The sequence below is a fragment of the Yersinia sp. Marseille-Q3913 genome, assembly GCF_963892745.1.
Classification (GTDB): Bacteria; Pseudomonadota; Gammaproteobacteria; order Enterobacterales; family Enterobacteriaceae; genus Yersinia; species Yersinia bercovieri.
On record NZ_CAWQAF010000066.1, the window covers coordinates 170,167 to 194,691 of the forward strand.

A 24,525-nucleotide genomic window follows, 5' to 3' on the forward strand; every position below is an offset into this window, starting at 1 on the left:
CATCCGAAATTAAATGAATGAATATTGAAAGTCAGAAAAAAAAGGAAAGTATAATATTATCACTCCTATTCTTTATTCATGGGGTGGTATACGCGAGTTTAGTACCTTGGATCCCTGAAATAAAGGAGCGTTTTGAGCTAAGTAACTCTATGGTTGGAATCATGATTTCAGCAATTCCAGCGGGTTCGATTATTTTTGGTTTGCTCTCTAACAGGTTTATAAGCCTCACTGGTTTATATTGGGCGACAAATATAACTTTTATATTTCTAATTATTTGCATATCAATAGTCCCATTTTCATCATCATGGTATGGAATAACGTTAACGCTTTTTTTGTTTGGTATTTTTGACTCTTGGGGAGATACCTGCATCAATGTGCAGGCCATTAATGTTCAAAAATCATCGGGTCAAAGTCTCATTAATCGGTTCCATGGTGCAGGCAGTGTTGGCACCATTTGGGGAGGAGTCATCGCTGTAGCCGCTATTGGTGTTGGTCTTTCAATGGCACAATTTAGCCTGACCGTATTTTGTATAAATTCAATCATACTAATGGCTTACATTATATTTTTTCGAGGCGAAAACACGCAAGGTGAAAATACTCCCCGAGGAAGTAATAAGCAAAAAATAAGTTATTCAGAGAACCAACTGTATGTTATTGCATTAGTCTTACTTGTATTCACATGTGGTATAGAGGAAACAGCCAGTATCTGGGGCGCAATCTACATGAAGGACTATTATGATGTCTCTTTGACTATTTCCGGCTTACCCTATTTAGGTTGTCAAATATGCATGGTTATTGGTCGTGTTTTTGGTGACTATTTCACGAATAAGTTTGGTAAGATGATTACATTAAAGTGCGGCGTTATCATCGCTGCATTAGGTGTAATAACCGTAGTAAGTATTTGTTCATCCACTTTCACAGTATTAGGCTTTTCATTAATAGGGTTGGGAATATCAGTTGTATTCCCATTAATTATTTCATTTATTGGTCAACTGCCTAATATCAATGCCACTAACGGGATCACCTTTGCCACCTGGACATCAAGGATTGGCCTACTAATCACCCCGCCACTACTTGGTAAGTTGGCGGACATAACATCATTAAGATTCGCACTGATTGCTATATTTATAGTCTGCTTATTTATTCTATTATTAATTAACATCCTATCAAGGAAGTTGATTAAGTTAGACAGTTAATCTCAGGAGGTAGATAATGAAGAAAATGAAGTGGGCGATTATATCAGGAGATGGACTTCCGACCAGTGGGTTGCTAACAATATTTAGAAATGTAGCAGAAATTGCAATAAGAAATAATATTATCATTAATGAAATACCCGCGGATTTGGGGTTTTCCTGGCGACCAGACAAAAAATGTTTTTTCCCTGCTGGCAGTGAAAAGTCGCATTATCCAACATGGATGAAAGTGAGTTCTATCCATCAACATTCAAGCTGCAATAATACTTATGGCGATAATTTCTCTCGTATCAGAAGTAAAATTGCAAAATATGAGTCATTAACAAACACAGAGATTAATGATGTTAAGGAGGAGATGGCTTCAATTTCTGAAGTCTATGAAGATTACTTTATTAATTGGTTTGAAAATAATACGGTTGATTGGGTATTTTGCTTAAATATAACGCTTTCTGATGCGGTCCCTGTTAGCCTTGCGCTCCATAACGCCGCGAAAAAATATTGGGATAAAAAAGATAACGGCGGCATTATTTTCTGGGATCATGACCTCTTTGGCAGTTATGCCATTTATGAAAATGAAGAGAGATTATATCCGAAAGAGCCAAATCCATTGACACCAATACCACAAGGTAATGCTTATACAAAATGGATAGTTGCTTCTGAAGCACTGGCAAATGAGAGTAGTCGCTACCCAACAAATATTAAGCCAGATGTCATCCCAAATATATTGCCAACGATTGAGCTATCTGGCCTCAAAGAATCACATGTCGCTTTTTTAAGCCAACATAATATATTGGCAGGTTCAACTATTGTTATAGTTCCTGTTCGGGTATTCAGAGTCAAAGGGATTGAAATATCAATAAGCGTATTTAGTGAGCTAATTAGTATTTATCAAGAAAAAACACTATGCACACCAAAGTTACTGATATTCGGTAATATGAATGAAGATCCTGAGTATGCATCAGAGTTAAAAGCACAGGTAGAGCACCTCAATCTCGAGGGTGATATTATTTTCTTAGATGAAGTTCCGTTGCAAACTTATAAAGACAGCAATAATAAGTGGTATTTAGATGAAATAGACTTACTGATAATTTGTCATGCTTTATCTGGAGCGGTTTTATTTACCCCTAATGTAAAAAATGTCGAAAGCGTCGGTTTAGGCCCGGCTCTTGCTGCCATTGCCAAACTCCCCTGCGCAGTGACCCACTATTCTGCTTTCACCGAGTTCTATGGTGTTGGATACCAACATATAAAAGTGATGCCAAATCACCCAAGGGACGCCGCAGAACAATTGTGTGAATGGATGCATCAGCATGCAACTGGAGAAGAGAAGATTAAAAAATTATTAGCCAATAATCAGCGGCTTGTTCAAGAAAAATTCCCTCAAAGCCCATGGGAAAATTTTATACATCAATTGCAGTAAGGTTATGTCGTTAAATTAACAAAGATATCTCCCGGAAACGCGGACTATTAAAGGACAGACAATGAATATTATAGATATCCATACTCTCAATAATGAAAATGACCTCTCCTCTGAGATAAATATTTTAATCCTGGGTGGCGGGATGTCAGGTTTAGAATTGGCCAAGCACTTAGACCTTCGAGCAATTAAAAATATTGTTGTCATTGACGTGGGGCCAATGGCCGATTGCAGCCATATAAATGCCGGTGACGAATATCAATATGCTGATGAATTTTGGAAAAATGAAGAGTCAGATAAGTATGCTTTCCGATCCTGGCGATCGTTAAGTGAACCCCATTTTTCAAAAGGGAGCTGTCTACGTCGAAGAGTCGGTGGCCGATCACTTTACTGGCATGGTGTGATCCTTCCCATTGAAGCCGATACCCTCAAATTCTGGCCTTCACAAATTGTCAGTGACCTCACTGAAGCCTGGTTAAATGGCCCACCACTTTACACCCAAGCACAGTCTGAAATATTGGCATGGGCAGAGAAGAGCTATGATGCTGATGACTCATTCAAATTTGCTAATTTTGAATTTAAAATCACGCCTCAGGCCATCCGTAATCTGGATTCATCAGGCCGCTGGGAAGCCTACTCACCATTATCCTATTGGACCGAAGTAGGATCATCAGATACTCTCCCGCCTATTATTTCTGGCTATGAAGCTATCGCGATTATAATTAAAAATGGGTACTGCGTTGGGGTAAAATTACGCAATATTGAATCAAATGAGATACATCATGTATTAGCCGATAAGTGTGTTCTCGCCTTAGGCACTATTGAGAATTCACGTTTAGCCGCGCAGGCACTTTATGATTCAGGACATTTGATAGAGAAGAAAATAACCGGCCTTGTTGACCATATCGTACAAGGGTTTAATGTGACACTCGAGCATCACGCCGTGCCTATTATGATCAAGGCGTTAATTGACAAGCATCCCGATACTATCTTTTTTAGTCGCAGTCGGTCGGGCGAACGATTCAATCTGTTCTTTACACTTAGCCAATCAAACTTTGGGGTTGAATTAGAAGTATGGGCTATGGGCGAACAGATTCCATCGATTGATGGGTATATCAAGGTTGAGAGTGATGATGACACTATTCCGTTGTCTATCTTATGTCATTTAAGCAATGAAGACTATATATTAATTCATAAAGAACAAGATGAATTAAATCTATTTTGGCATGAAATATGCCAACAAATAAAAATACCATTTACCCCCCTGGATTTTGACGGTGGTTTTAGTATCCATGCCAGAACCATGGGTGATGTCTATTATGAGTTTCATTCGCCATCAAGAACCGTTAATTATAATGTCCCTGCAACATGGATAAGCCCACTGGGAACAGAAAACCATGAAAGTAGCACCCTTCCTCTTGGGGGAATACTGAATGAGAAACATGAATTCAATAATATAAATAACTTATATGCTATCGGCCCGAGCACATTTCCACGCCCCGGCGCAGCTAATCCTTCGTTAACCACACTCGCCCTATCCCGTCGACTCGCCTATATATTAGACTAATACGATAATAAATAAGGATATTAATTATGCACAAACCCATTTATATTCTCGGCACTGCCTTATCTCATGATGGCTCAACCTGTTTAATGAAAGACGGAGAGATTATCGTTGCCATCGAGAAAGAGAGATTATCCAGAGTAAAACATGATGGCTTTAATGATAATAAAACTATCCAATACTGTTTAGAGGCTGCGGGTATTGAATATCATGACCTCTCACTGATAGTAGAGCAAAACTCTTATAATCCATTATTTAGTGAACAATTGGCGGAGCGAAAAAATAGAATTTTACCCCCAATGGTTCCTATTGTGACCATTTCTCATCATTTGGCACATGCTTATAGTGCCGTTGGCACATCGCCTTTTGATGATATGGGCGTGGTGGTTATTGATGGGCATGGTGGCAGTTTAGATAGTTGTAATGACATTGTTGGTAATATTGATGGCGTAAACAATATTCATATTAATAACCGCTACCGCTACTGGGAAATCTGTAGCTACTATGTTTATCAAGATGGAAAAATGATCCCCATATTCAAAGATTTTTCCCGCTGGGTTAATCGGAAAAACCGCAGAGACTACCCTGTTTCAACTTGGGAAATTGAGAACTCTATTGGTGAATTCTATGAAGGGATCGCGCTGTATATTTTTGGCGAGTTAGATTGTGCCGGTAAATTGATGGGACTGGCCCCTTATGGCAGAGCCCATGTTATTGATTGGGAACCCTTCTTTTTCGACACTGGAAAAGTTGTGCTGCGCAATGATTGGTGGACGAATATAGACCCACTACTCAATACCAGCCCAACTCATTTTAAGGATAATTTCCAATACTATTCAGACTTGGCTTATTGGGCGCAATCTAAGCTTGAGGAAGCGCTATTTTATCTATTTGATTATTATTATCATCTTCATCCGATGAAGCACTTTTCTTATGCCGGTGGTGTGGCCTTAAATGCCACAGCAAATGAGAAACTGATTAAAGAATGTGAGTTTGAAGATCTCTATATTCAACCGGCGGCGGGTGACAATGGGTTATCTATTGGTTGTTGCTATTATGGTTGGTTAGAGGTGCTGAAGAAACAGCGGGTAAAACATTCTGGTTCCACCTATTTTGGTAAAACCTATGATAATAAGAGTGTCACCGAAGAACTGGAGAAACATACAGCGAGTATTGAGTACAGTTACTATGACGACATTGAAACTATTGCAGCAAAATCCATTGCGGCAGGCAATGTTATTGCCTGGTTTCAGGACGCATCTGAATTTGGGCCACGTGCCTTAGGCAACAGAAGTATTTTGGCCGATCCCCGAAACTCAAATATGAGAGATCATATTAATGCTAATGTGAAGTACCGAGAAGATTTTCGACCTTTTGCACCGGCGGTTTTGCACGAAAAAATGCATGACTATTTCGAGCTGGATCATGATAGTGACTACATGTTATTTATTGCCTATGTGAAAGCACAGTACCAATTTGATTTACCCTCAATTGTCCATGTTGATGGTAGTGCCCGTGTACAGACAGTAAAAAAGGAAATAAATAGAAAATTCCATAAATTGATAACGTCATTTTTTGCAGAGACTCGAATACCTATCCTACTGAATACTTCATTGAATACGAAAGGAATGCCTATTGTTGAGACACCCAGCGACGCCATTAATTTATTTTTAAATTGTGGTTTAGATTTACTGTTTATCAATAATTACAAGATATCCAAGAAAAAATCGATTTAATAGCGCAAGGAATGTCGAGCTATTAATCATAATGACGTGATAAAAAATGAGGTTTTTATGTCGATAAATAGGTTATCGGAGAACGAAACCAAAAAACTAAAAATTGGCATTATTCATTTAGCCACTGAAGGTATTCAACTGTTCGTGGGTGGCGTGGGATCGTATATCCGAGGGCAGATTCAAGCATTACCTGATGTTATTGATCTGTTGGCTGATAATAATATTACTCTGGAACCTCACTTTATTGAGATTGCCTGTAGCAAATATCATATTTTCTTTGATAAAAATTGTCGCACCCACTATGTAAATAAGATCCACACGATGGGGGGTACTTTTTCTACTGTAGCCAATATGACTCAAGGGAGAGGCGCAGGGTGTTCATGGCCCTATGGTGATACTTTTCTTGGTAATTTACAAAACTGGCAAACATCCTCTGCCGCAGGGGCAGCAAAAATTATGGATATCAGTGCAAATTATGATATCACTTTGGCTTTCTGCCATGAGCTACCCTTCTCATTTACCCCTTTAATTGCGCGTCTACATGCGGCAATGGAAGAGATTAATTTAAAGATTATCTATATCTCTCATGGCACCGCATTTCATCATGAAATGCCATTACCGAATCCTGAACGTCTGATGGCAGAATCATTACCCATCCACTGGGCCAAGATCGATACTAATATCAAACTCGGTCATATCAGCCAGTTTATGGCGACCCACTTAATGACACAATTCGGCGCTGATCCACACTCATTTATACCAGTACCGGCTGGGATAAATATCAACGACCCCTGGTTTCGGTTACGCAGTGATCAGGAAATAAGCCACATTCTGTCACAACATGGGATCCCGCTAGAACGCCCATTGGCGATGACTCTCGGGAGAGGGGTGCATTATAAGCGCCATGATTTATTACTTAAAGCAAGTTGTTATCTGGATAATGACATTCATCCGGTGATTGTCAGTGATCCTGTTTTGCCCGAATTATTGGCATTAGCCAGCCAACTTAAGATGCAGCCCTCAATAATAAATTCGTTTGATCGAGAACTCATGGCGTGCCTTATTCAATGGCGCAACACCCGTGTTTGCGTGCTTTCGGCCGAAAATGAGCCGAATGGTTTGATCCCAATGGAGTCGCGCTGGTTAGCCAGAGAGCAGGGGGCACTATTAGTCGTTGCGGACTCCGGGGGGTTAAGTGAGCAAGTCGAACATGGCATTGATGGATTCCGACATATTGCCGGAGATGCAGAAAATCTGGCGGAAGTAATAAATCAGATTTGCCAATTAACTGAAGTTGAAATAGATAAAATTCGGCAAGCGGGCGCAGCACGAATAAAAACGCGACACCAATGGGAAAACCAAATTTTGGCACCACTGGCATGTCTAATTCCTCAAATAGCAGCCCTTGATTAATACCGGGCTGCCTATTGAACTGACTATTTCGACGTCACGGATTATTGGAGTTTCAATATCCCAACTGCGGTATCTAATAGAGCAGTTTGCCCATTATGACTCGCCTCAAGGCAACCCACAGCACCGACCAACATTGGAATATCCAGCTCTTTCGCCAAAATAGCGCTATGAGACATAATATGCCCTTTGCTTAAACAGATGCCTTTTACCTGCTCGTGATGCAGCCCAATCATCTGGGATGGCAGCAACTCCTCGGCTAATAATATAATTTCACCCTCAACTGAAAGTGGAACCGGTGGTAATCCCGTCAGGTGGCCCAATGTGCGATTAAGAATATCGCGGATATCCAGTTCGCGGACGCGTAAATATTCATCATCCAGTGCAAGATAATCTGCCACCATCGCCATCAATTCATCCTGCAACGCCGATTCCGCGCAGACAAGCTGATTTGCTATACGTGCATCCAGCGCTTGATGTAAATCATCATCGTCAATCAACATCCCGTGAGCATTGAAAATCGCCGCAGCCTCAGTGCCTATCTGCTGTTTTGCCTGCTGCATCAATTGCTGCAAATCTTCCGTTGTTTGCGCTAGCGCTTGATGCAGACGCTGCTGTTCATGAGCAATCAGCTCAGCATTAATAGTGCGCGGCATAAATACCGGGATCGCGGGCAACCACTGTAGTAGTGGTGCGCTAATTGCTCGGCGAGGAACCATTACGCCAGTGAATCCACTGGCGCTGGTTGTCGTTACCGACTCACCAAAGTGCTGTTGAGCCAGCTGCATAAAAGCATCCAGCGCCTCACCAGCCTGCTGACCACTGGCGAGCAGGCGGATGGTATCGCCCTTACGCACTTGCAAAATAGCCAGTTGATTCAGGCTGCGTGGATTGACACACTGCCCACTTTTCTCCAGCAGTAAATCAGCGGCGAAGGGGGCCAGAACTTCGACCAATTTAGCCGCAGGCCGCACATGCAAACCATTGGGATTGCGCACCACCCAACTGACACTCTGGGCATCGGGCGCTGATTTGGTCACCGCACTACTGACAGGTTCCGCGACATTTTCCCCTAATTGAGCGGCCTTAGCCGCCAGCGCCCCCATAGCTTCAGCGCGGACATCGGCCAATGAAGCACCGGATGATGCGGCCACCACCGCGGCTAGCGTCCCTTCTACCAGTGGCGCGGCGCAGAGTTGCACATGCTGCGCGATATCAGGGTCCAGCAGCTCAAGTGCGGTTTCTGCACTGAGTAAAGCGCTGCCTAAATCCATCAATACCAGCACACCCGATGGGGTATAAACTGATTCAATGGCTTCCATCACTTTAATGGCATCCGTGCCAATCGGATGATCCAGGTCGTCTACACCGGCAGCAACCGCTAGCTGGCAGCCCCCTTGTGTCATTTGCTGTGCCAGTTCGGCCACACCCTGAGCCAGCAGCGCGCTATGAGAAACTACAACGAGATTGACCATCTCTCCTCCTGATAAAAGTGTCGGTTGCGCCACATTAATGGCTGGCAACCTGCCATAACGCCTGCATCATCAGCATGGCTGATGTCGCCCCTGGGTCTTGATGGCCAATGCTGCGTTCGCCAAGATAGCTGGCGCGCCCCTTACGGGCCTGCATGGTGATAGTCCCAGCCAGTGCTTGTTGAGCGCGATCAACGGTTTGCTGCAAGGCATCCACCAGCGGTACCCCCTGCTGATTTGCCTGCTCAAGTTGCGCGACCACAGCCCACCAAACATCACACATAGTTTTATCGCTCGGCTCAGCTTTACCGCGCATCACCACCCCTTCAACACCATCTTTGAACATCTGACACACTGCCGCCAGATCCAGACTCTGCTTAGCATTGGTGCTCTGCGCTGCGCGGATAAAGAAGGTGCCAAACAGTGGGCCACTGGCCCCTCCGACACTTGAAAGCAGGGTCATGCCGGTATTTTTCAGGATAAAACCAATGTCTTTATCAGCAAAAGAGGGTAACTTTTCGACCACTTTATTAAACCCACGATTCATATTCAGGCCGTGGTCGCCGTCGCCAATTTCGGTATCCAACTGTGTCAGAAAATCGCGCTGTTCACTGAAAACCTCAGCACAAAGCTGTAACCAACTGACAATTTGTTGTTTGGTGAGTCCCATGGTTTTCTCCAGGCACATTATTGTTTTATAAATATTATTGTTGTTTTACAAATATTATTGCTGTTTTATCACTAGTAATGCAGTGCGGGCGTATTCACCGGCGCATCCCACAACGACAACAACTCATCATCCACTTTCAGTAGCGTGATCGATATCCCCTGCATATCCAGTGATGTGCAATACGAACCAATCAGCTTACGTTCAATGGTCAAACCAAAATCGGCGCAGCAGGCTGCTAACCGATGCCAAACACCATAAAGCTCTGATAGCGGAGTGGCACCCAGATTATTGACCAGCGCAATCACTCGATCGCCTTTTGCTAGTGGCTGCTTACTTTGACGCGTCTCACACCAGTCACCGGCTTGTCGATCCCAATGGCGTAAAGTGCGCTGATAGCTACCGTGCTCAATCAGGGTCTGGAACATGGCATCAACAGTGTCATTTAGAGAGGTAAATGACCGCCGTTCAATTCCTGGTTCACCATGAATACCCACACCAAATTCCATCTCGTTTTCAGCCAGAGTAAATGATGGCTTACCCGCTGCTGGCACGGTACAAGCGCCAAGTGCGATGCCAATAGAGTGGCCCTGATTATTAATTTTCTGGCCGAGCGCGGCACATTCATCCAGTGAATCACCACGAACCGCCGCTGCACCCAGTAACTTCTCAATAATAACGGTATTTGCCACTCCACGCCGCCCGGCGGTATAGAGGCTATCTTTAACCGCCACATCATCGTCAATCACTAATGTCGCGACCGCCGTACCATCGGCATGCAACAATTCTGCGGCCGTTTCAAAATTAAGAATGTCGCCAGTATAATTCTTAATCAACATCAGCACACCCTGCCCGCCATCAATGGCTTGGCCGCACTCATACATTTGATCCGGGGTTGGCGAGGTAAAAACTTCGCCGGGGCAGGCACCATCCAACATGCCTTCGCCGATAAAACCACAGTGCATCGGTTCGTGACCACTACCACCACCGGACATCAGGGCAACTTTGCCCATCACCGGAGCATCTATTCGAGTAATAAAAAGCGGCTCCTGATGCAATTTCAGCTCAGGATGGGCCTCAACGAGGCCCTGAATTTGTTCCTGTAACACACTCTCTACGCTGTTAATTAATTTTTTCATTTTATACCCCGCGAATGGGAATGGCTGGAGAACAGAGCTGCCGATGATGAGGAGCACCGGCAAACTCGGTCAGTTAGCTTGTCTATCTATCAACGGGTCTGCCGAACAGTTTAGTTAAGAAACGCCTGTCCCAAACTGTCAGCCACGATGATAGCGGCATAAACACTCTCTGGTGTCACGGCAAACGGCATGTTGTGGATAGTCTCACCTTCCGCACAACTTGCCTGTGCTACAGCTTGGATTTTGCGCTCAATATCTTGTGTGACGCCCATTTCCGCCAATGTAATTGGCAGACCCAATTGCTGGCAGAATGAGAGCACGGTTTCGATCTCTTCCATGCTGCTGTTTTGTAGCACGAGTTGTGTCAGCGTACCGAAGGCGACTTTCTCACCGTGGTAGAGGTGGTGGCACTCTTCCAACACCGTGAAGCCGTTGTGAATAGCGTGAGCCGCTGCCAGGCCACTACTTTCAAAACCGATACCACTCAGATAAGTATTGGCTTCAATGATGCGTTCTACCGCCTCAGTGACGACACCCGCCTCTACCGCCAGTTTGGCTTTGTAGCCTTCTGCCAGCAGCGTTTCGTAACATAAGCGAGCCAGAGTGACGGCCGCCAAAGTGGACGCGCCCCCCGCCATGCTGATGGCTTTGGCATCAAAACAAGCTTGCGCTTCAAAGTAAGTGGAGAGTGCATCGCCCATCCCTGAGATCAGCAAGCGCACCGGTGCTTTGGCAATAATGGCTGAATCCATCAGCACGATATCTGGGTTTTTCGGATATATCAGGTACTCGGCAAACTCGCCCTGTTCGGTATAAATCACTGACAACGCACTGGTCGGCGCATCGGTAGAGGCGATGGTCGGCACCACAATGACCGGGATGTGCTGATAGTGGGCAATCGCTTTAGCCGTATCGAGAGTTTTCCCGCCACCAATGCCAATCACCCCATTGCAGTGGTGTTTTTTCAGCTCAACAGTGAGACGTTCTATTTCCTGACGCGAGCATTCGCCGTTAAAGCGGCTAAAGTGATTTTCCAGCTCACTGCCATGCAGGCTAGAGCTGACCGTATCCGCCGTCAACTTCATGACAAAATCATCAGCGATAATAAAATAGTTATTAGCCAATAACTTAGCAAACTCACCAATGGAGTGTAGCGCATTGGCACCTTGGATATATTTAGACGGAGATTGAATGACTTTCAGCATATCTTGCTCCTGTAGCGTAAGAGTTAAGGCAATAATGAATGATTTTTAGACTAATTAATGAAACTGTCATTACTATAAGCGCAAAAAATAGGCTGAGAATCATTAGTAAAAACGTTCCATTATGGAACATGGTCACAGGTTTGACGTTTCATATTGGAACGTTTGGAGTACCGCGTAGGGGCAGGAAGAGAAGTGGCGCACAGAATTATAAATGTGCTCATTGCAGGATAGATCGTGGCTATCGACCATAAAAAAGCTGCCCGGTAAAAGGGCAGCTTTTTAAGGATCTAACGCGATGTTAGCGGTTATTCACTCACTGGCTCATCATGGGTTTTTTCTTTAGGCTCTGGGTTCATGGAGCTATAAATCACTGGCAGCACCAGCAATGTCAGCACCGTTGCGAAGCCCAGACCAAACATAATGACCACCGCCATACTTTGGAAGAAAGCATCACTAAGCAGCGGTGCCAACCCCAGTACTGTGGTAAAAGCGGTCAGCATGATAGGCCGCAGACGGGCGGTCGAAGCATCGATAATCGCCTCGCGTAGCGGTTTTTCCTGCCGCTGTAAGCCAATCTCTTCCACCAGCACAATGCCGTTACGTATCAACATTCCGCTCAGACTGAGTAGCCCCAGCAAGGCCATAAAGCCAAACGGGATGCCGGTGAGCAAGAAGCCAAAGGTCACGCCGATTAATGCCAGCGGGACAGTCAGCCAGATAGCCAGCGCGTTACGCACTGAGCTGAACATCAAGACTGTCACCACAAACATAATCAGGAATGCGATCGGTAAGCTGATAAAAATGCCTCGTTGTGCTTCTTTGGTGCTTTCGTAGTCACCGCCCCATTCGAGTTCATAGCCGCGTGGCAGTTGGATGGCGTCAACGCCCGGTTTGATACGCTGCAACAACTCGGAAGAGGTTTCGCCGCCTTGTTGAGTCGGGTCGGTCTGAACCGTCAGTGTGCGCTTACGATCCAGGCGCATAATTAGCGGATCTTCCCACTCAGTTTCAAAACTGGTGACCACGTTGTCGATCGGGATAAAGGCTTGTCGCGCCTGACTCCACACCATCACATCGTTGAGCCGTTCAGCATTGAGCCGCTCTGAGTCTGGTGTACGCAGGACAATCGGCATCAAGCGAGTACCATCACGGTATAACCCGACCGGTAGACCGCCAAAACTCATGCGCAACGTACCATCAACCTCACGTTTATCCACACCCAGCTCGCGGCCCAGATAATCGGAGAATTGTGGCCGGATCATTTTGCTACGATCTTGCCAGTCATGCCTTGCCCCATCGGCCATCGGATCAGCAATAATCGCTTTCTCCGCTTGGGATGCCAATGTCCGCAGCACATCTGGATCAGGGCCAATAAAGCGGGCTTCGATAGAGCTATTGTTTGACGGCCCGAACATGATGCGCTTGATCTGCGCGTCAACCTGCGGGTATTCGTCATGCATGTAGGACTCAATCTCACTCACCAGGCCCGGTATTTGGTCCAGTTGTTCGGCACGGACCATCACCTGCGCATAGTTCGGATAGTGGCGCTGGGCGTTATAGGTCAGCATAAAGCGCATCGCCCCCTGACCAATGGTCGCCATGGTGTCCTCGACGCCTTTTTGCTGCTTGATATATTGCTCAACTTTAGCTGCAACGTCTTCGGTATAGCCGATATCCGTGCCGTACGGCAGCCAGATATCCACGAAGAAGATTGGCGTGTTCGATGGCGGGAAGAAGCTTTGGCGAACATTACCAAAACCGACCACCGAGGCCACCAACAGTGCCGCCAGCAGGGCCAAGGTGATACTGCGATGTTGCAGTAATTTATTCAGGATGATGCGGTAGTAGCGGAATAACCAGCCATCATAAGGCTGCCTGGCAGGTTTGTCGGCTTCCTCTTGCGCCGGTTTTTGGCCCTGAAATGCCCATTTGGAGAAGACTGGCGTGAGTGTCAGTGCGGTTATCCAGCTCAACATTAGCGAGATCAGCAGCACCTGGAATAGCGATTTACAATATTCGCCGGTCGCATCATTGGACAGGCCAATAGGAGCAAAGGCCAGGATCGCGATGACTGTCGCCCCTAACAGCGGCATCATTGAGCGCTTCACCACATTGCCGATGGCCGTCGAGAGGCTTTCACCTCGCTGGCGACCAACTACCACGCCCTCCACCACCACAATGGCGTTATCCACCAACATACTGAGTGCGATAATCAGCGCCCCTAGTGACACCCGCTGTAGCTCGATATTGAACAGCCACATAATAAGCAAGGTGCCGAGCACGTTAAGCGCCAGCGAGATGGCGATCACCACGCCGCTGCGTACCCCCATGAAAATCAGTAGGGTGACAACAACAATCAGCAGCGCCAGCAGGAAGTTAAGGATAAAGCCGTTAACCGCCCCTTCCACTTCATGAGATTGGTCGTAGAACACGTTGATATGCATACCTGACGGGCGCTCACCTTCGAGCTGTGCCAGCCGGGCTTTGATGGCATTACCCACATTAACGACGTTGACGTTAGGGGCAAATGAGATCCCCAAGGCCAGCGCGGGCTTACCGTTAGCACGATAGATATTGGTCGGCGAATGACCGAAGCCCTGAGTTACTGTCGCAATATCACGCAGATAGACACTTTTCGGGCTGCCCGGCTGGCTGACCAATAGATTTCCCAGCTCTTGTACGCTTTGGAATTCACCAGTCGGATGCAAACGTATCGACTCACTGCCAACCTGTAGCTGGCCGGCATCGGACACCACGTTTTGGCGGGCGAGTAAATCGGATAATTGTTGTGGCGTGATACCGGCTGCCGTCATCTGAGCGCGAGAGATCTCCACCTGCACCTCTTCCGGCAGAATCCCTACGATGCCCACTTTTCCGACCCCCGGCACCAGTACCAGTTCACGGCGCAGTTGTTCGGCAAAATTGCGCAGATCCTGATTACTGTAGCCATCGCCGGTTAGCGAGAAGAAGAAGCCGTAGACATCGCCAAAGTCGTCGTTGACCATGGGCGCACTGGCACCCGGTGGTAAGCGCACACTGTTATCGTTGATTTTGCGCCGCAATTCATCCCAGATTTGCGGTAACTCATTCGCGCCGTATTGTGCGCGGATATTAATAGTGATTTGCGATAAGCCAGCACTGGAAATCGACGTCACATCATCGACATAGGATAGCTCCTGAATGGCATTCTCCAGCGGCAGCGTGACCTCTTCCTCAACTTGTTGCGCCGAGGCACCATCATAGCGGGTGACAACTACCGCCGTTTTGATGGTAAAAGCCGGATCTTCCAGCCTACCTATATTGAGATAGGCAATAACACCACCAATACCCAGCAACAGGATCGTTAGCCAGATACGGGTGTTATTACTGATAAAATTATCAAGCAGTTTCATCAGAGACCTCGCTCACGAACCCAGGCCCGGACCACTTGATTTGGCCGAAGCTCACCGGTGCCTGCGGCGACAATCTGTTCGCCGTCCGCCAGACCGGAGGTCACTTGAATGCCATTTTCGGTCAACTGGCCCACCTGCACTTTGCGCTCTTCAACGTGCATCTGACCATCATCACTCTTGATGACCCATACGCGCGCATCATTTAACTGGGCGCTGTCAGGGTTAAATACTGCCTCCACCGGCACCACAATGGTCGGATGGTCAGTGCCAGAGAGAGTACCGGAGTTGATTCTGACCCGACCACTGATACCAGAAAGCAGTGGCATATCCGCCGGGCGTTTCATGGTCAGAGTGACCTGGAAGGTCTGTGAAGCTGAGCTGGTCGTGGTGGTATGCTCTTTATATTCAGCAATAAATTCGCGCCCTGGCATATGGTTGAGCAATACCGTTGGCTTGTAGTTGCGATTACTTATGTCCAGAGTGGTAAACAGGCGCTCTGGCACACTGAACACCACATCTAAGGTATCCAGCGCACTCAATGTCGCCACCGCCTGACCAGGGGCCATGACCTGATGGTTACGCGCACTCACATTGGCGATAATGCCATCAAATGGTGCGGTGATGGTCGCATCACTCAGCTCTTTTTGCGCAATCTCCAGACCCGCGCGGGCAGACTCCATCTCAGCGCGACGAACATCTAATTCGGCACGAGAGACCGCACGCTGGCCTTGTAAGGTATTGAAACGGTTGAATTGATCACGCGCCAGATTAAAGGTCGATTGGCGGTCGCGAACACGCAAGTTGAGATCAGTGTCGTTCAGTTTGGCGATAACCTGGCCTTTCTTCACCTGCTCTCCTTCACGTACCAATAGCTGCTGCAGTTGCCCACTGCGCTTGAAGGAGAGCTGGGTTTCATCACCAGCTTGTAACCGCGCCGGGAAATAGCGAGTCCCATTTTGCCCGCTATCTTCGACGATAAAAATTTTTACCGGACGTACACTTTCTACGACTTCAGGGGGAGTTCTGTCGCAAGCTGCGAGTAGAAACGTTACCAGCAGTGTGACTATTGTTTTTATCTTCACTGTGAGATCTCATTGAGTCAGATTTTAAAAATTATTGCAGATTAATTACTCACACTTTTTTATCTGCTTTTTGCGCCACTTTTTCCTGTGACATACGGCGCACCAGCGCTCTTATCAGTGTGATTAATAATCCTCCGGTAAACATTCCTAAAAAGTAGATCAGCACAATTAGCACCGAAATGGGTAGTGTTATTTGCGCGGAAAGAAAAGATAAAATCACCGAACCGCTATTTTGGAAGGCAAATAGCGTCGTCAGCGTCACTATCAGCAAAAAACACCCGCCATAAACGTATTTCAATCAATAATCCTTTTCATCTCAGTGCACCACATTTCAACGTTAAAACGCCGATAGCAAAATAACGCTACGCGCTACTCACTATCGGCGATATTTTTAAGAGCAATCCGGTTAATCAACCAAATTGATGTCCAAAGCCATTGGCGTTGCAGGTAGGCCGCTAACAGCCCTGCAACGCCAAGGGCGAAGAGCATTAGTAGTCAACAGCATCCCGGATAATTGGGCAGGTCATGCAGTGACCGCCCCCACGCCCACGGCCCAATTCACTACCCACGATCTCAATCACTTCCACCCCCTCTTTACGTAGCTGAGTGTTGGTTTTAGTGTTGCGGTCATAAGCCAATACCACACCAGGAGAGAGTGCGACCATGTTATTACCGCTGTCCCACTGCTGACGTTCGGTGTCGTAATCGTTACCTTCCGTCTCAACCACACGCAGTTTTTTCAGGTTCAATGCACCGGCAACCGCTTCAACAAAAGTGCCTTTATCGCGGCTTAACTTAATGCCGGTCGGGCCATTGTCTGGGCGCAGTGAGAAGGTTTGAATCTGATTAACAATCGCCGGATACAAGGTCACTACATCGCGATCGCAGAAAGTGAACACGGTATCCAGGTGCATGGCGGCACGCAGTTTAGGCATGGCCGCAATCATGACGCGCTCTACCTGCCCTTCGCTATTTTTAAACAGCGATTGTGCCAATTGGGTGATCGCCTGATGAGAAGTGCGCTCACTCATGCCAATTAATACCGTTTTATTGCCGATCGGCATCACATCGCCGCCTTCCAATGTGGCGGAACCATGATGCTGTGTCGGGTCACCCCACCAAACTTTCACATTGGCGTCGCCAAAGTCAGGGTGGAATTTATAGATAGCGGTGGTCAGGATGGTCTCTTCATGACGTGCTGGCCAATACAGCGGGTTCAAGGTGACGCCGCCATAGATCCAGCAGGTAGTATCACGGGTGTAGAGTGTGTTTGGCAGCGGCGGCAACAGGTATTCAGTGATGCCAACTGCTTCGCGGATCAGCTTAAGTTCTTCTTTGTCACATTTGCCATCATTATGCAGTTCTGTGGTCGATAAACCACCAATTAGCACTTCAGCTAATACACGCGGTTCCAAACTTTCCAGATAGCTACGGGTTTCATGCAGAATGCCCAGTGAGACTTCATTGGGTACAATTTGCTGATCCAGAATCCACTTTTTCGCTGCCGGAATAGCCACCGTTTCGGCCAGTAGATTGTGCATCTCAACCACATCGACACCACGTTCGCGCATTTTGGTCATAAAATCGAAGTGGTCGCGCTTGGCTCTCTCTACCCACAGCACATCATCAAATAATAATTCATCACAATTACTGGGGGTCAGGCGGTTATGGGCGCGACCGGGGGCGCACACCATCACTTTATGCAACTGGCCGACTTCAGAGTGAACGCCAAACTTGGTCTTGGCGTGAGTTTTCTTAGCTTTATCTGACATAAGAACTCCAATAAATTATATGGTGATAATTCCGGTGGCAATGCTATATATCGCAGCGACCGCAGCAACAATCAGAACAATAAACAGTACTCTTTCGTAGCTATTAAAAGCTTTTTGCTGCTGTTCACGTTTGGCAATCAGATACAAAATGGTGCCTGGGCCGTAAATAATGGCCGACAGCAGCAAGTACTTCATGCCACCTGCGTAAATCATCAGTGCAGAGTAGAAAGTCGCAATGAGGGCAAAAATTAAATCTTTTCTGTGACCACGTTTGTTGGTTTCGTAAGTCTCACCCGTCCATGCCAGTTTTAACCCGTAAGCCCCGACCAACAAATATGGGATCAGGGTTAATGAGCTGGTTAACTCCAACGCCAGTTGGAAAGCATAATCCGTAAACAGTGTCAGAATTAAGAACACTTGAATAAAGATATTGGTCAGCCAAACCGCCGCAGAAGGCACCGCATTACTGTTTTCCGTCCCGAAGACTTTTGGCATACTTTTACTCTTAGCCGCCGAGAACAGCACTTCTGCTGCCAACAGTGACCAGGATAAATAAGCCCCCAACACCGAGATAATCAGACCAATACTGATGAAAATTGCGCCCCAACGGCCGACAATAGCTTCCAGTACCCCCGCCATTGATGGCTGGCGTAACGCCGCCAGATCTGGGCGCAGCAGTACACCGTAAGAGAGCATGGTGATCAGGACCAACAGACACAGCACACCAATGAAACCTAAAACGGTTGCGATACCCACATGGCTGCGTTCTTTGGCATAACGTGAATAGACACTCGCCCCTTCAATCCCTAAGAAGACAAAGACGGTAACTAACATGGTGCTACGCACTTGGGAGAATAGAGACTCAGGTTCAACCGCCGGAGCCATGACAGCAGCAGCATGACCAACATAGCCATAATCATTCAGGTGGGATAAATCCACACTTTTGACCACGTCAGGTGTGCCCCAGAAGTTCAGTGCAAACACATCGCCTTTAAAGGCAAAAATCAACACGATGACGAAAATGAAGATAGGAATTATTTTTGCGAAGGTAGCAATGGTATTAATGGCAGCCGCTTCTTTAACGCCCCGCAATATCAGGATATGGAATCCCCATAAAATAACGGAGGCGACTAATACAGCCGGTATAGTATTGCCATCACCAAATATCGGGAAGAATGCCCCTAGCGTTGATTTGATAAGAACGAAATATGAGACGTTACCAATACAGGTCCCCGCCCAAAAACCTAATGCCGAGGCAAAACCAAGATAATCGCCGAAGCCCTCTTTGGCGTAAATGAATACACCGGAATCAAGATTAGGTTTACGCTGCGCCAATGTTTGAAAAACAAAAGCCAGCATTAACATACCACCGCCGGCTATACACCAAGCAATAAGTGCGCCAAACCCACCCGTAGCTCGTCCAAATGTCGCCGGTAATGAAAATATACCCGCCCCGATCATTGACCCAACCACTAATGAGGTTAGGGCCGGTAAAGATAATTTATTCGCAGATGAATTAGCCATGATGATCTCAGTGACGTTGGATAAATTAAGTTAAATCTAAGTTCTGTTTATCCCACAAACAGATTAGCCCGGACCCACTTATCAATATAAATACATAGTAATCATAGCTTCCTTTAAAACTATTGCATCAATGTCGGAAAAGTAGACCAAGACTTTCAATATGTAAATATTTGCAAAAATTATTACATATATCAAAATTTCTTAATAGTGATCGAAATCATCTTTTTGCCTATTCAAAAAACCACTCATCAGCTTAATTCACTGTATTAGCGCCACTCCATTAGCATAGATATCTGTTTTCCCTATCCGTTATTTAAGATATTTCTTGCATGTAAGTTCATTCAATAGCGCAAGAGGAGAAATAAGTGTGCATGTTATCTTGCTCTCTATAGATTACTGGTCTAGGCTTAATGCTCAACTATTGATTGAAAAATAAAAAATGCATTTACTTTCAATTAATTAACAAAAACTCAGTCATATTGAAAATATAAAATCACCTCTTATAAAAACTCTCTACTCGCTCACATTTCGCCCTTCTATTAGCTCCTTTTCCGCGCACTACAATCAGGTCATGACAGTACACTTATCTACCGAATTTTATAATTGTGGCATTGGAGAGACTGATATTCCATGTTGAAATGTCTGGCAATTTTGTAGGAATTTAACGCTTAACTAATGTGTGAATTATCCTGGCCGCCTCAACGCTATTTACGTTTCAAATGGTACAACGAAAAACGGCTCCCATTGGGAGCCGCAACTTAGCATATTATATTCGCGAGAGGTGTGCGCTATTCGGTCAGCCGCTTATCCGATGCCTGTTGAGTGCCCGCAACGGAATAACCCGCCAGAATCGCCACGAAGATCATAAACAGGTGACCCTCTGATGAATCTAGCAGGAATGAGTTGAAGAAGTTGCACGCCATATAACTGGTTAATACCGCAAGTAACACATTGCGTAGCAGTGGTGTTTGTTGCCAAATCACGCGATAACAACAGACAATCCACGCCAGGAAGATCAGTAAGCCAACCACACCTGAATGAATCGTTTCGATCAAATATTCATTGTGCGGGTTATTAATTGAATAACCGGTTTCTGGATTACCATAATAAAATCCACCGGCACCGTGACCTAAAATAGGGGCTTCCTTAATCAAACGGCTGGCTTCAATCACAAACGCAGAGCGCAGCCCCATTGAGGAGCTACATGCCTCATAGGCATCACCTGATGAAGCGGCGACACACACTTTTATTTCATTGACGCCCTGTACGATACGGTCAGTGGCTTTATTGGGGATGAATACCAAAGCCGCGAAAGCGACGATACCGAGCACCACTAAGGTTAACCGCTGACGGTTGCCCAGTGAGAAGAATAGCCATATACCCAAGCCCACCACCAGCGCCACATAACCAGTCCTACCCAGAATCAAGAACAGGATGCTGTAACTGGCAGCCACTACTAGCAGGCCATAACCCCAGCGTTTCCAACCCTGGCTCTTAAATGCCAGAGCTAACCAGAACAACGCCGCCAGTGCCATAAAGAAGTTTTGGGTAATTTGCAGCTTAAAGATGGTTGGATTGGTTGGATCTACGCCGCCCAACGGAATATGTAACACCCCGACCATCAGAGATCCGGCCAATATCACCGCATTAGCGACCAAAAACCCGGTACAAAACAGTTTGATCAACCGAGGTTGGTGCACAAAGAACAGCGCCAGTGGCAGTACATAAAGGAGTTTTTTATATTTACCCACCATATCAGGGCCATAGCTGTTGTGTTGATACAGCAATGATAGCGCCAGTAGTGCAAACATCACGGCTGGCAGATAGACCAGTGGGCTGGTTAGGAATGATTTAATTTCAAGTGATTTTCTATTGATAATCAGAGAGATAATAATCAGCACTAATGAAATATTCATCAGTTGATTATTAGTTGCTATACCAATACCCAACAGTAATGCAGCGACACTACACAGTATCTCACTGCGACGATTGACCGGATTTGCCGGCGATAAAGTTGTCATAATTCTCTCAGCTCAGGCTGGTTGGGGGAAACAAAGCGGCTTATACATTAATTTCCTTTGGCAATTCGCCAGGAATCCACTGCATCTATCACCTCATTAACCGGAATGGCGTTCAAATAACGGTCGGTGGTGTCGGTATCTATCTCATTAGGGTGTGGCAAAGTGCGATAATGTCCGGCCCATAATAGCGTGTGCGGAGCCTGCCACGGATGCCATTGGTTAAGGTTGCTGGGGCCAAATAGCACCACTGCGGGCGTTTGTAAGGCTGCGGCCATATGCATTGCCACTGAATCGACCCCAATGAATAGTTTCGCGTTATCAATCAATACTGCCAGTTCTGGCAGCGCCAAGAGGCCAGATAGATTGATCACGTTGTCTGGTTGCGCACATCCTGCAATGATTTCGGCGATATAGTCCAGTTCAGCCTGATCTTTACCGCCAGTCAACAATACCGTTTCACCTTGCTCAGTGAGATGGTTTATCAGTTGACTGAATGATTCACTGGCCCAAGTTTTGAATTTCCAGCGGGCAGAAGGCTGAATCAAGATGTAATCATTGATATTGCGCTGTTGGCACAGCTGTTTTACCCGCTCAATATCCTGTGGGCCATATGACATAGTGACATCAGTAATGATATCAGTCAGTTGCAGTGGCGCGAGGATATCGAGATTATTGAGCACCGTATGCCGTTCTGCGGCATGGGGGATCTCAACCAGGGTGGAGTGGCAGTAGCGCCATAGCCAGGTGTCCCGTTTCGGGTAATGAAAACCAATACTGAAACCCGGTTTGAGTAAGCGGCAATAGGCGGCGGCACGCCATTGATCAGATAAGTTGAGGATCAGATCATAATGGTCTGCTTTCAATGCGCTAAATAGGGCTTTTTCGCCGCTAATTTGTGCGGTGAAGCCCGCATGTTTGAGGCCACGATCGACAATAAACGCATGATTGACGGTGCTGTTCTCCCGTAGCATCTCTTGTGTGCCGCCATACAGCAGCACATCAATTTTTGCCTGTGGGTAGTTGGCTTTTAGTGTGCTTAGGAGTGGCGTCGTTAAGAGAACATCGCCGAAATGGCGTAATTTTATGACCAAAATGCGCTGAATATTGTCTTTCTCCCGCAATAGTTCCGGCAAGTGATATGGCCCTTGCTGAAAAATAGGCGCGGGTTGCCCGGCAGTTGATTCTGTCTTGTTTGATGTATTCATCATCGGATGCGCCATCATCGGCAACGAAAGGGGGTAATAATGCTATATCAGCCGTTTACTGCATGGCAATCGTTTATTTAATTCCCGGCGCTTTCCAAAGCGATGTCGTCAACCCGCTGTCCACCAGTGTCAACTGATCGGTATACACCGCTTGCCAATTGGTTTTTGCCGCCTGATAGAGCGCTTGATGCTCAGTGTTTGGCGTATACTCCCGCTCCCAGCGCACCAGCCGCTCACCGGTAGTATCCAGCGCCTCATAAAGCCCGACCCCCACGCCCGCTGCGATGGCGCAGCCCAAGGCGGTGGCCTCTTTAACCACTGGCACGCGAACAGGAATTCCCGTCACATCAGCCAAAATCTGGCTCCACAATTTGCCTTTGGAACCGCCACCCGCAAAGACCAGCGAGGAGGCTTTGACCCCAGAGAATTCGGCGATTTGCGCTAAATTGCAGGCCGAGACTATGGCGGCATTCTCTTCCAATGCACGGAATAAGGTGGCTTTGTTACACTTTTCAGGGTCGAGGGAGAGGTTAATAAAGGAGGGCGCGGCGTGATACCAGGATTTAAAGCGCATCACATCAGAGAAAATAGGCATCACGCCATAAGCGCCTGCCGGCACCCGTGCCGCCATATCCTCCAGCAAGCTATAGGTATCAATACCCAGCCGCTGCGCCAGTAATTTCTCTTCCGCACAAAATGCATCGCGGAACCAACGCATGGTCAGGCCGGTAAAGAAGCTGATCGACTCCGCTTGCACCATGCCGGGAATGACATGCGGGTTAATCCGCGTATTCATATTGGGATCGGTAATCGGCTGCGGCAAGTTGACCACCTGCTGCCAGAAAGTACCGCCCAATACCGCCGTCTGCCCCGGTTTCACCACCCCCAGCCCTAAGCAGCCGAGCTGCACGTCGCCGCCCCCCATCACCACCGGCGTGCCGACCAACAAACCACACTCTGCGGCGGCTTGCGCCGTGACATGGCCGAGCAAGGTGCCCGTCTCTTTGACCGGCGAGAGAATATCGGCACGTAACCCCGCCATCTCCAGCAGGTTGGGTTGCCAGTTGCGGGTGACTAAATCCAACATGCCGGTCGTGCCGGCATTGGAGGGGTCGACCGCCAGTTCGCCACTGAGCATATTGGCCAGCCAGTCGCTAATCATGGTCAGTGTCCCCGCCTGACGATAGATATCCGGGCGGTAGTGCGCCAACCACAATAGCCTCGGCATGGCGCTCAGTGTCAGCGTTTGGCCAGAGCACTGATACACCTCGAACTCAAAGCCGTTATCGTGCAGCTCTTTCAGCTCGCTAACTTCACGGCTGGCACGCGCATCCACATTGGCACAGGCCCAGATAGGTTTGCCGCTGCGGTCATAGAGCACAATGCCCTCGCGCATTGAGCAAGCCGCCACGGCGCGAATAGCACTGGTGGGCAACCCAGCCAGATGCAGTGCCTGACGGATACACTGACAAGTCAGCTTCCAGTTAGTGGTTAAATCAAACTCCATCGACCCTGGGACATCGGGCACCGGCAGATGCCGCCACTCAGCCTGTCCGGCGGCAATCTGATTACCGTTAAGATCAAATATCACCGCCCGCACACTGCCGGTGCCAGCATCCAGAGCCATCAGGTAGTCAGTCGATGAGAGTTGATTCATTATTCGGTCCTCTGCTTCGATTAGTTTTTATATAAATTCGTGAATAAATCTGTCCTCTACTGCCATAAA

Annotated in this window: 17 protein-coding genes; 5 read left to right on the plus strand and 12 right to left on the minus strand. The window is 46.9% G+C overall.

Translation table 11 applies throughout. The annotated features are described in order from the left end of the window. The first annotated feature begins 17 nt into the window (after positions 1 to 17). From AACW11_RS17955 to AACW11_RS17975, 5 genes are all read left to right on the plus strand, one after another. On the plus strand, positions 18 to 1,196 hold the full coding sequence (locus tag AACW11_RS17955) for an MFS transporter (protein WP_212585024.1): 1,179 nt from the start codon (positions 18 to 20) through the stop codon (positions 1,194 to 1,196). A gap of 16 nt (positions 1,197 to 1,212) precedes the next feature. After that, positions 1,213 to 2,613, plus strand: a complete 1,401-nt coding sequence (locus tag AACW11_RS17960) for a glycosyltransferase family 4 protein (protein ID WP_212585025.1) — start codon at positions 1,213 to 1,215, stop codon at positions 2,611 to 2,613. A gap of 61 nt (positions 2,614 to 2,674) precedes the next feature. After that, the gene (locus AACW11_RS17965; protein WP_212585026.1) at positions 2,675 to 4,177 is read left to right on the plus strand and encodes a GMC oxidoreductase; all 1,503 of its coding nucleotides are present in this window, start codon (positions 2,675 to 2,677) and stop codon (positions 4,175 to 4,177) included. A gap of 26 nt (positions 4,178 to 4,203) precedes the next feature. Continuing rightward, on the plus strand, positions 4,204 to 5,910 hold the full coding sequence (locus tag AACW11_RS17970) for a carbamoyltransferase family protein (RefSeq protein ID WP_212585027.1): 1,707 nt from the start codon (positions 4,204 to 4,206) through the stop codon (positions 5,908 to 5,910). Between the two features lie 57 nt (positions 5,911 to 5,967). Further along, the gene (locus AACW11_RS17975; RefSeq protein WP_212585028.1) at positions 5,968 to 7,323 is read left to right on the plus strand and encodes a glycosyltransferase family 4 protein; all 1,356 of its coding nucleotides are present in this window, start codon (positions 5,968 to 5,970) and stop codon (positions 7,321 to 7,323) included. A 41-nt stretch (positions 7,324 to 7,364) separates the two neighbouring features. Here AACW11_RS17975 and dhaM read toward each other — a convergent pair whose 3' ends face one another. The 12 genes from dhaM to lsrK form a co-directional block, all read right to left on the minus strand. Further along, a complete protein-coding gene (gene dhaM, locus AACW11_RS17980; RefSeq protein ID WP_212585029.1) occupies positions 7,365 to 8,795 on the minus strand; it encodes a dihydroxyacetone kinase phosphoryl donor subunit DhaM in 1,431 nt (476 codons plus the stop codon). 34 nt (positions 8,796 to 8,829) lie between these two features. Beyond that, the gene (dhaL, locus tag AACW11_RS17985; protein ID WP_212585030.1) at positions 8,830 to 9,462 is read right to left on the minus strand and encodes a dihydroxyacetone kinase subunit DhaL; all 633 of its coding nucleotides are present in this window, start codon (positions 9,460 to 9,462) and stop codon (positions 8,830 to 8,832) included. A 71-nt stretch (positions 9,463 to 9,533) separates the two neighbouring features. Beyond that, positions 9,534 to 10,598: a dihydroxyacetone kinase subunit DhaK gene (dhaK, locus tag AACW11_RS17990; RefSeq protein WP_212585031.1), complete on the minus strand. Its 1,065-nt coding sequence runs from the start codon at positions 10,596 to 10,598 to the stop codon at positions 9,534 to 9,536. Positions 10,599 to 10,708: 110 nt separating this feature from the next. Next, positions 10,709 to 11,803: a glycerol dehydrogenase gene (locus AACW11_RS17995; RefSeq protein ID WP_212585032.1), complete on the minus strand. Its 1,095-nt coding sequence runs from the start codon at positions 11,801 to 11,803 to the stop codon at positions 10,709 to 10,711. 305 nt (positions 11,804 to 12,108) lie between these two features. After that, complete coding sequence (locus tag AACW11_RS18000; RefSeq protein WP_212585033.1) at positions 12,109 to 15,195, minus strand: efflux RND transporter permease subunit; 3,087 nt, start codon at positions 15,193 to 15,195, stop codon at positions 12,109 to 12,111. Then, positions 15,195 to 16,277 carry an efflux RND transporter periplasmic adaptor subunit gene (locus AACW11_RS18005; RefSeq protein WP_212585034.1) on the minus strand — a complete coding sequence of 361 codons (1,083 nt, stop codon included), beginning with the start codon at positions 16,275 to 16,277 and terminating at the stop codon, positions 15,195 to 15,197. The genes AACW11_RS18000 and AACW11_RS18005 overlap by 1 nt, the downstream gene beginning before the upstream one ends. 49 nt (positions 16,278 to 16,326) lie before the next feature. Then, on the minus strand, positions 16,327 to 16,575 hold the full coding sequence (locus AACW11_RS18010) for a lipopolysaccharide assembly protein LapA domain-containing protein (protein ID WP_212585035.1): 249 nt from the start codon (positions 16,573 to 16,575) through the stop codon (positions 16,327 to 16,329). A gap of 190 nt (positions 16,576 to 16,765) precedes the next feature. After that, positions 16,766 to 18,049 carry an arginine deiminase gene (arcA, locus tag AACW11_RS18015; protein WP_005270853.1) on the minus strand — a complete coding sequence of 428 codons (1,284 nt, stop codon included), beginning with the start codon at positions 18,047 to 18,049 and terminating at the stop codon, positions 16,766 to 16,768. Between the two features lie 15 nt (positions 18,050 to 18,064). Beyond that, on the minus strand, positions 18,065 to 19,573 hold the full coding sequence (locus AACW11_RS18020; protein ID WP_212585036.1) for an amino acid permease: 1,509 nt from the start codon (positions 19,571 to 19,573) through the stop codon (positions 18,065 to 18,067). A 788-nt stretch (positions 19,574 to 20,361) separates the two neighbouring features. Beyond that, positions 20,362 to 21,594 carry an O-antigen ligase family protein gene (locus tag AACW11_RS18025; protein ID WP_212585037.1) on the minus strand — a complete coding sequence of 411 codons (1,233 nt, stop codon included), beginning with the start codon at positions 21,592 to 21,594 and terminating at the stop codon, positions 20,362 to 20,364. Between the two features lie 47 nt (positions 21,595 to 21,641). After that, positions 21,642 to 22,802, minus strand: coding sequence for a putative lipopolysaccharide heptosyltransferase III (rfaQ, locus tag AACW11_RS18030; protein WP_212585038.1), 1,161 nt, complete (start codon positions 22,800 to 22,802; stop codon positions 21,642 to 21,644). Positions 22,803 to 22,872: 70 nt separating this feature from the next. Beyond that, complete coding sequence (gene lsrK / locus AACW11_RS18035; protein ID WP_212585039.1) at positions 22,873 to 24,456, minus strand: autoinducer-2 kinase; 1,584 nt, start codon at positions 24,454 to 24,456, stop codon at positions 22,873 to 22,875. Positions 24,457 to 24,525: the final 69 nt, after the last annotated feature.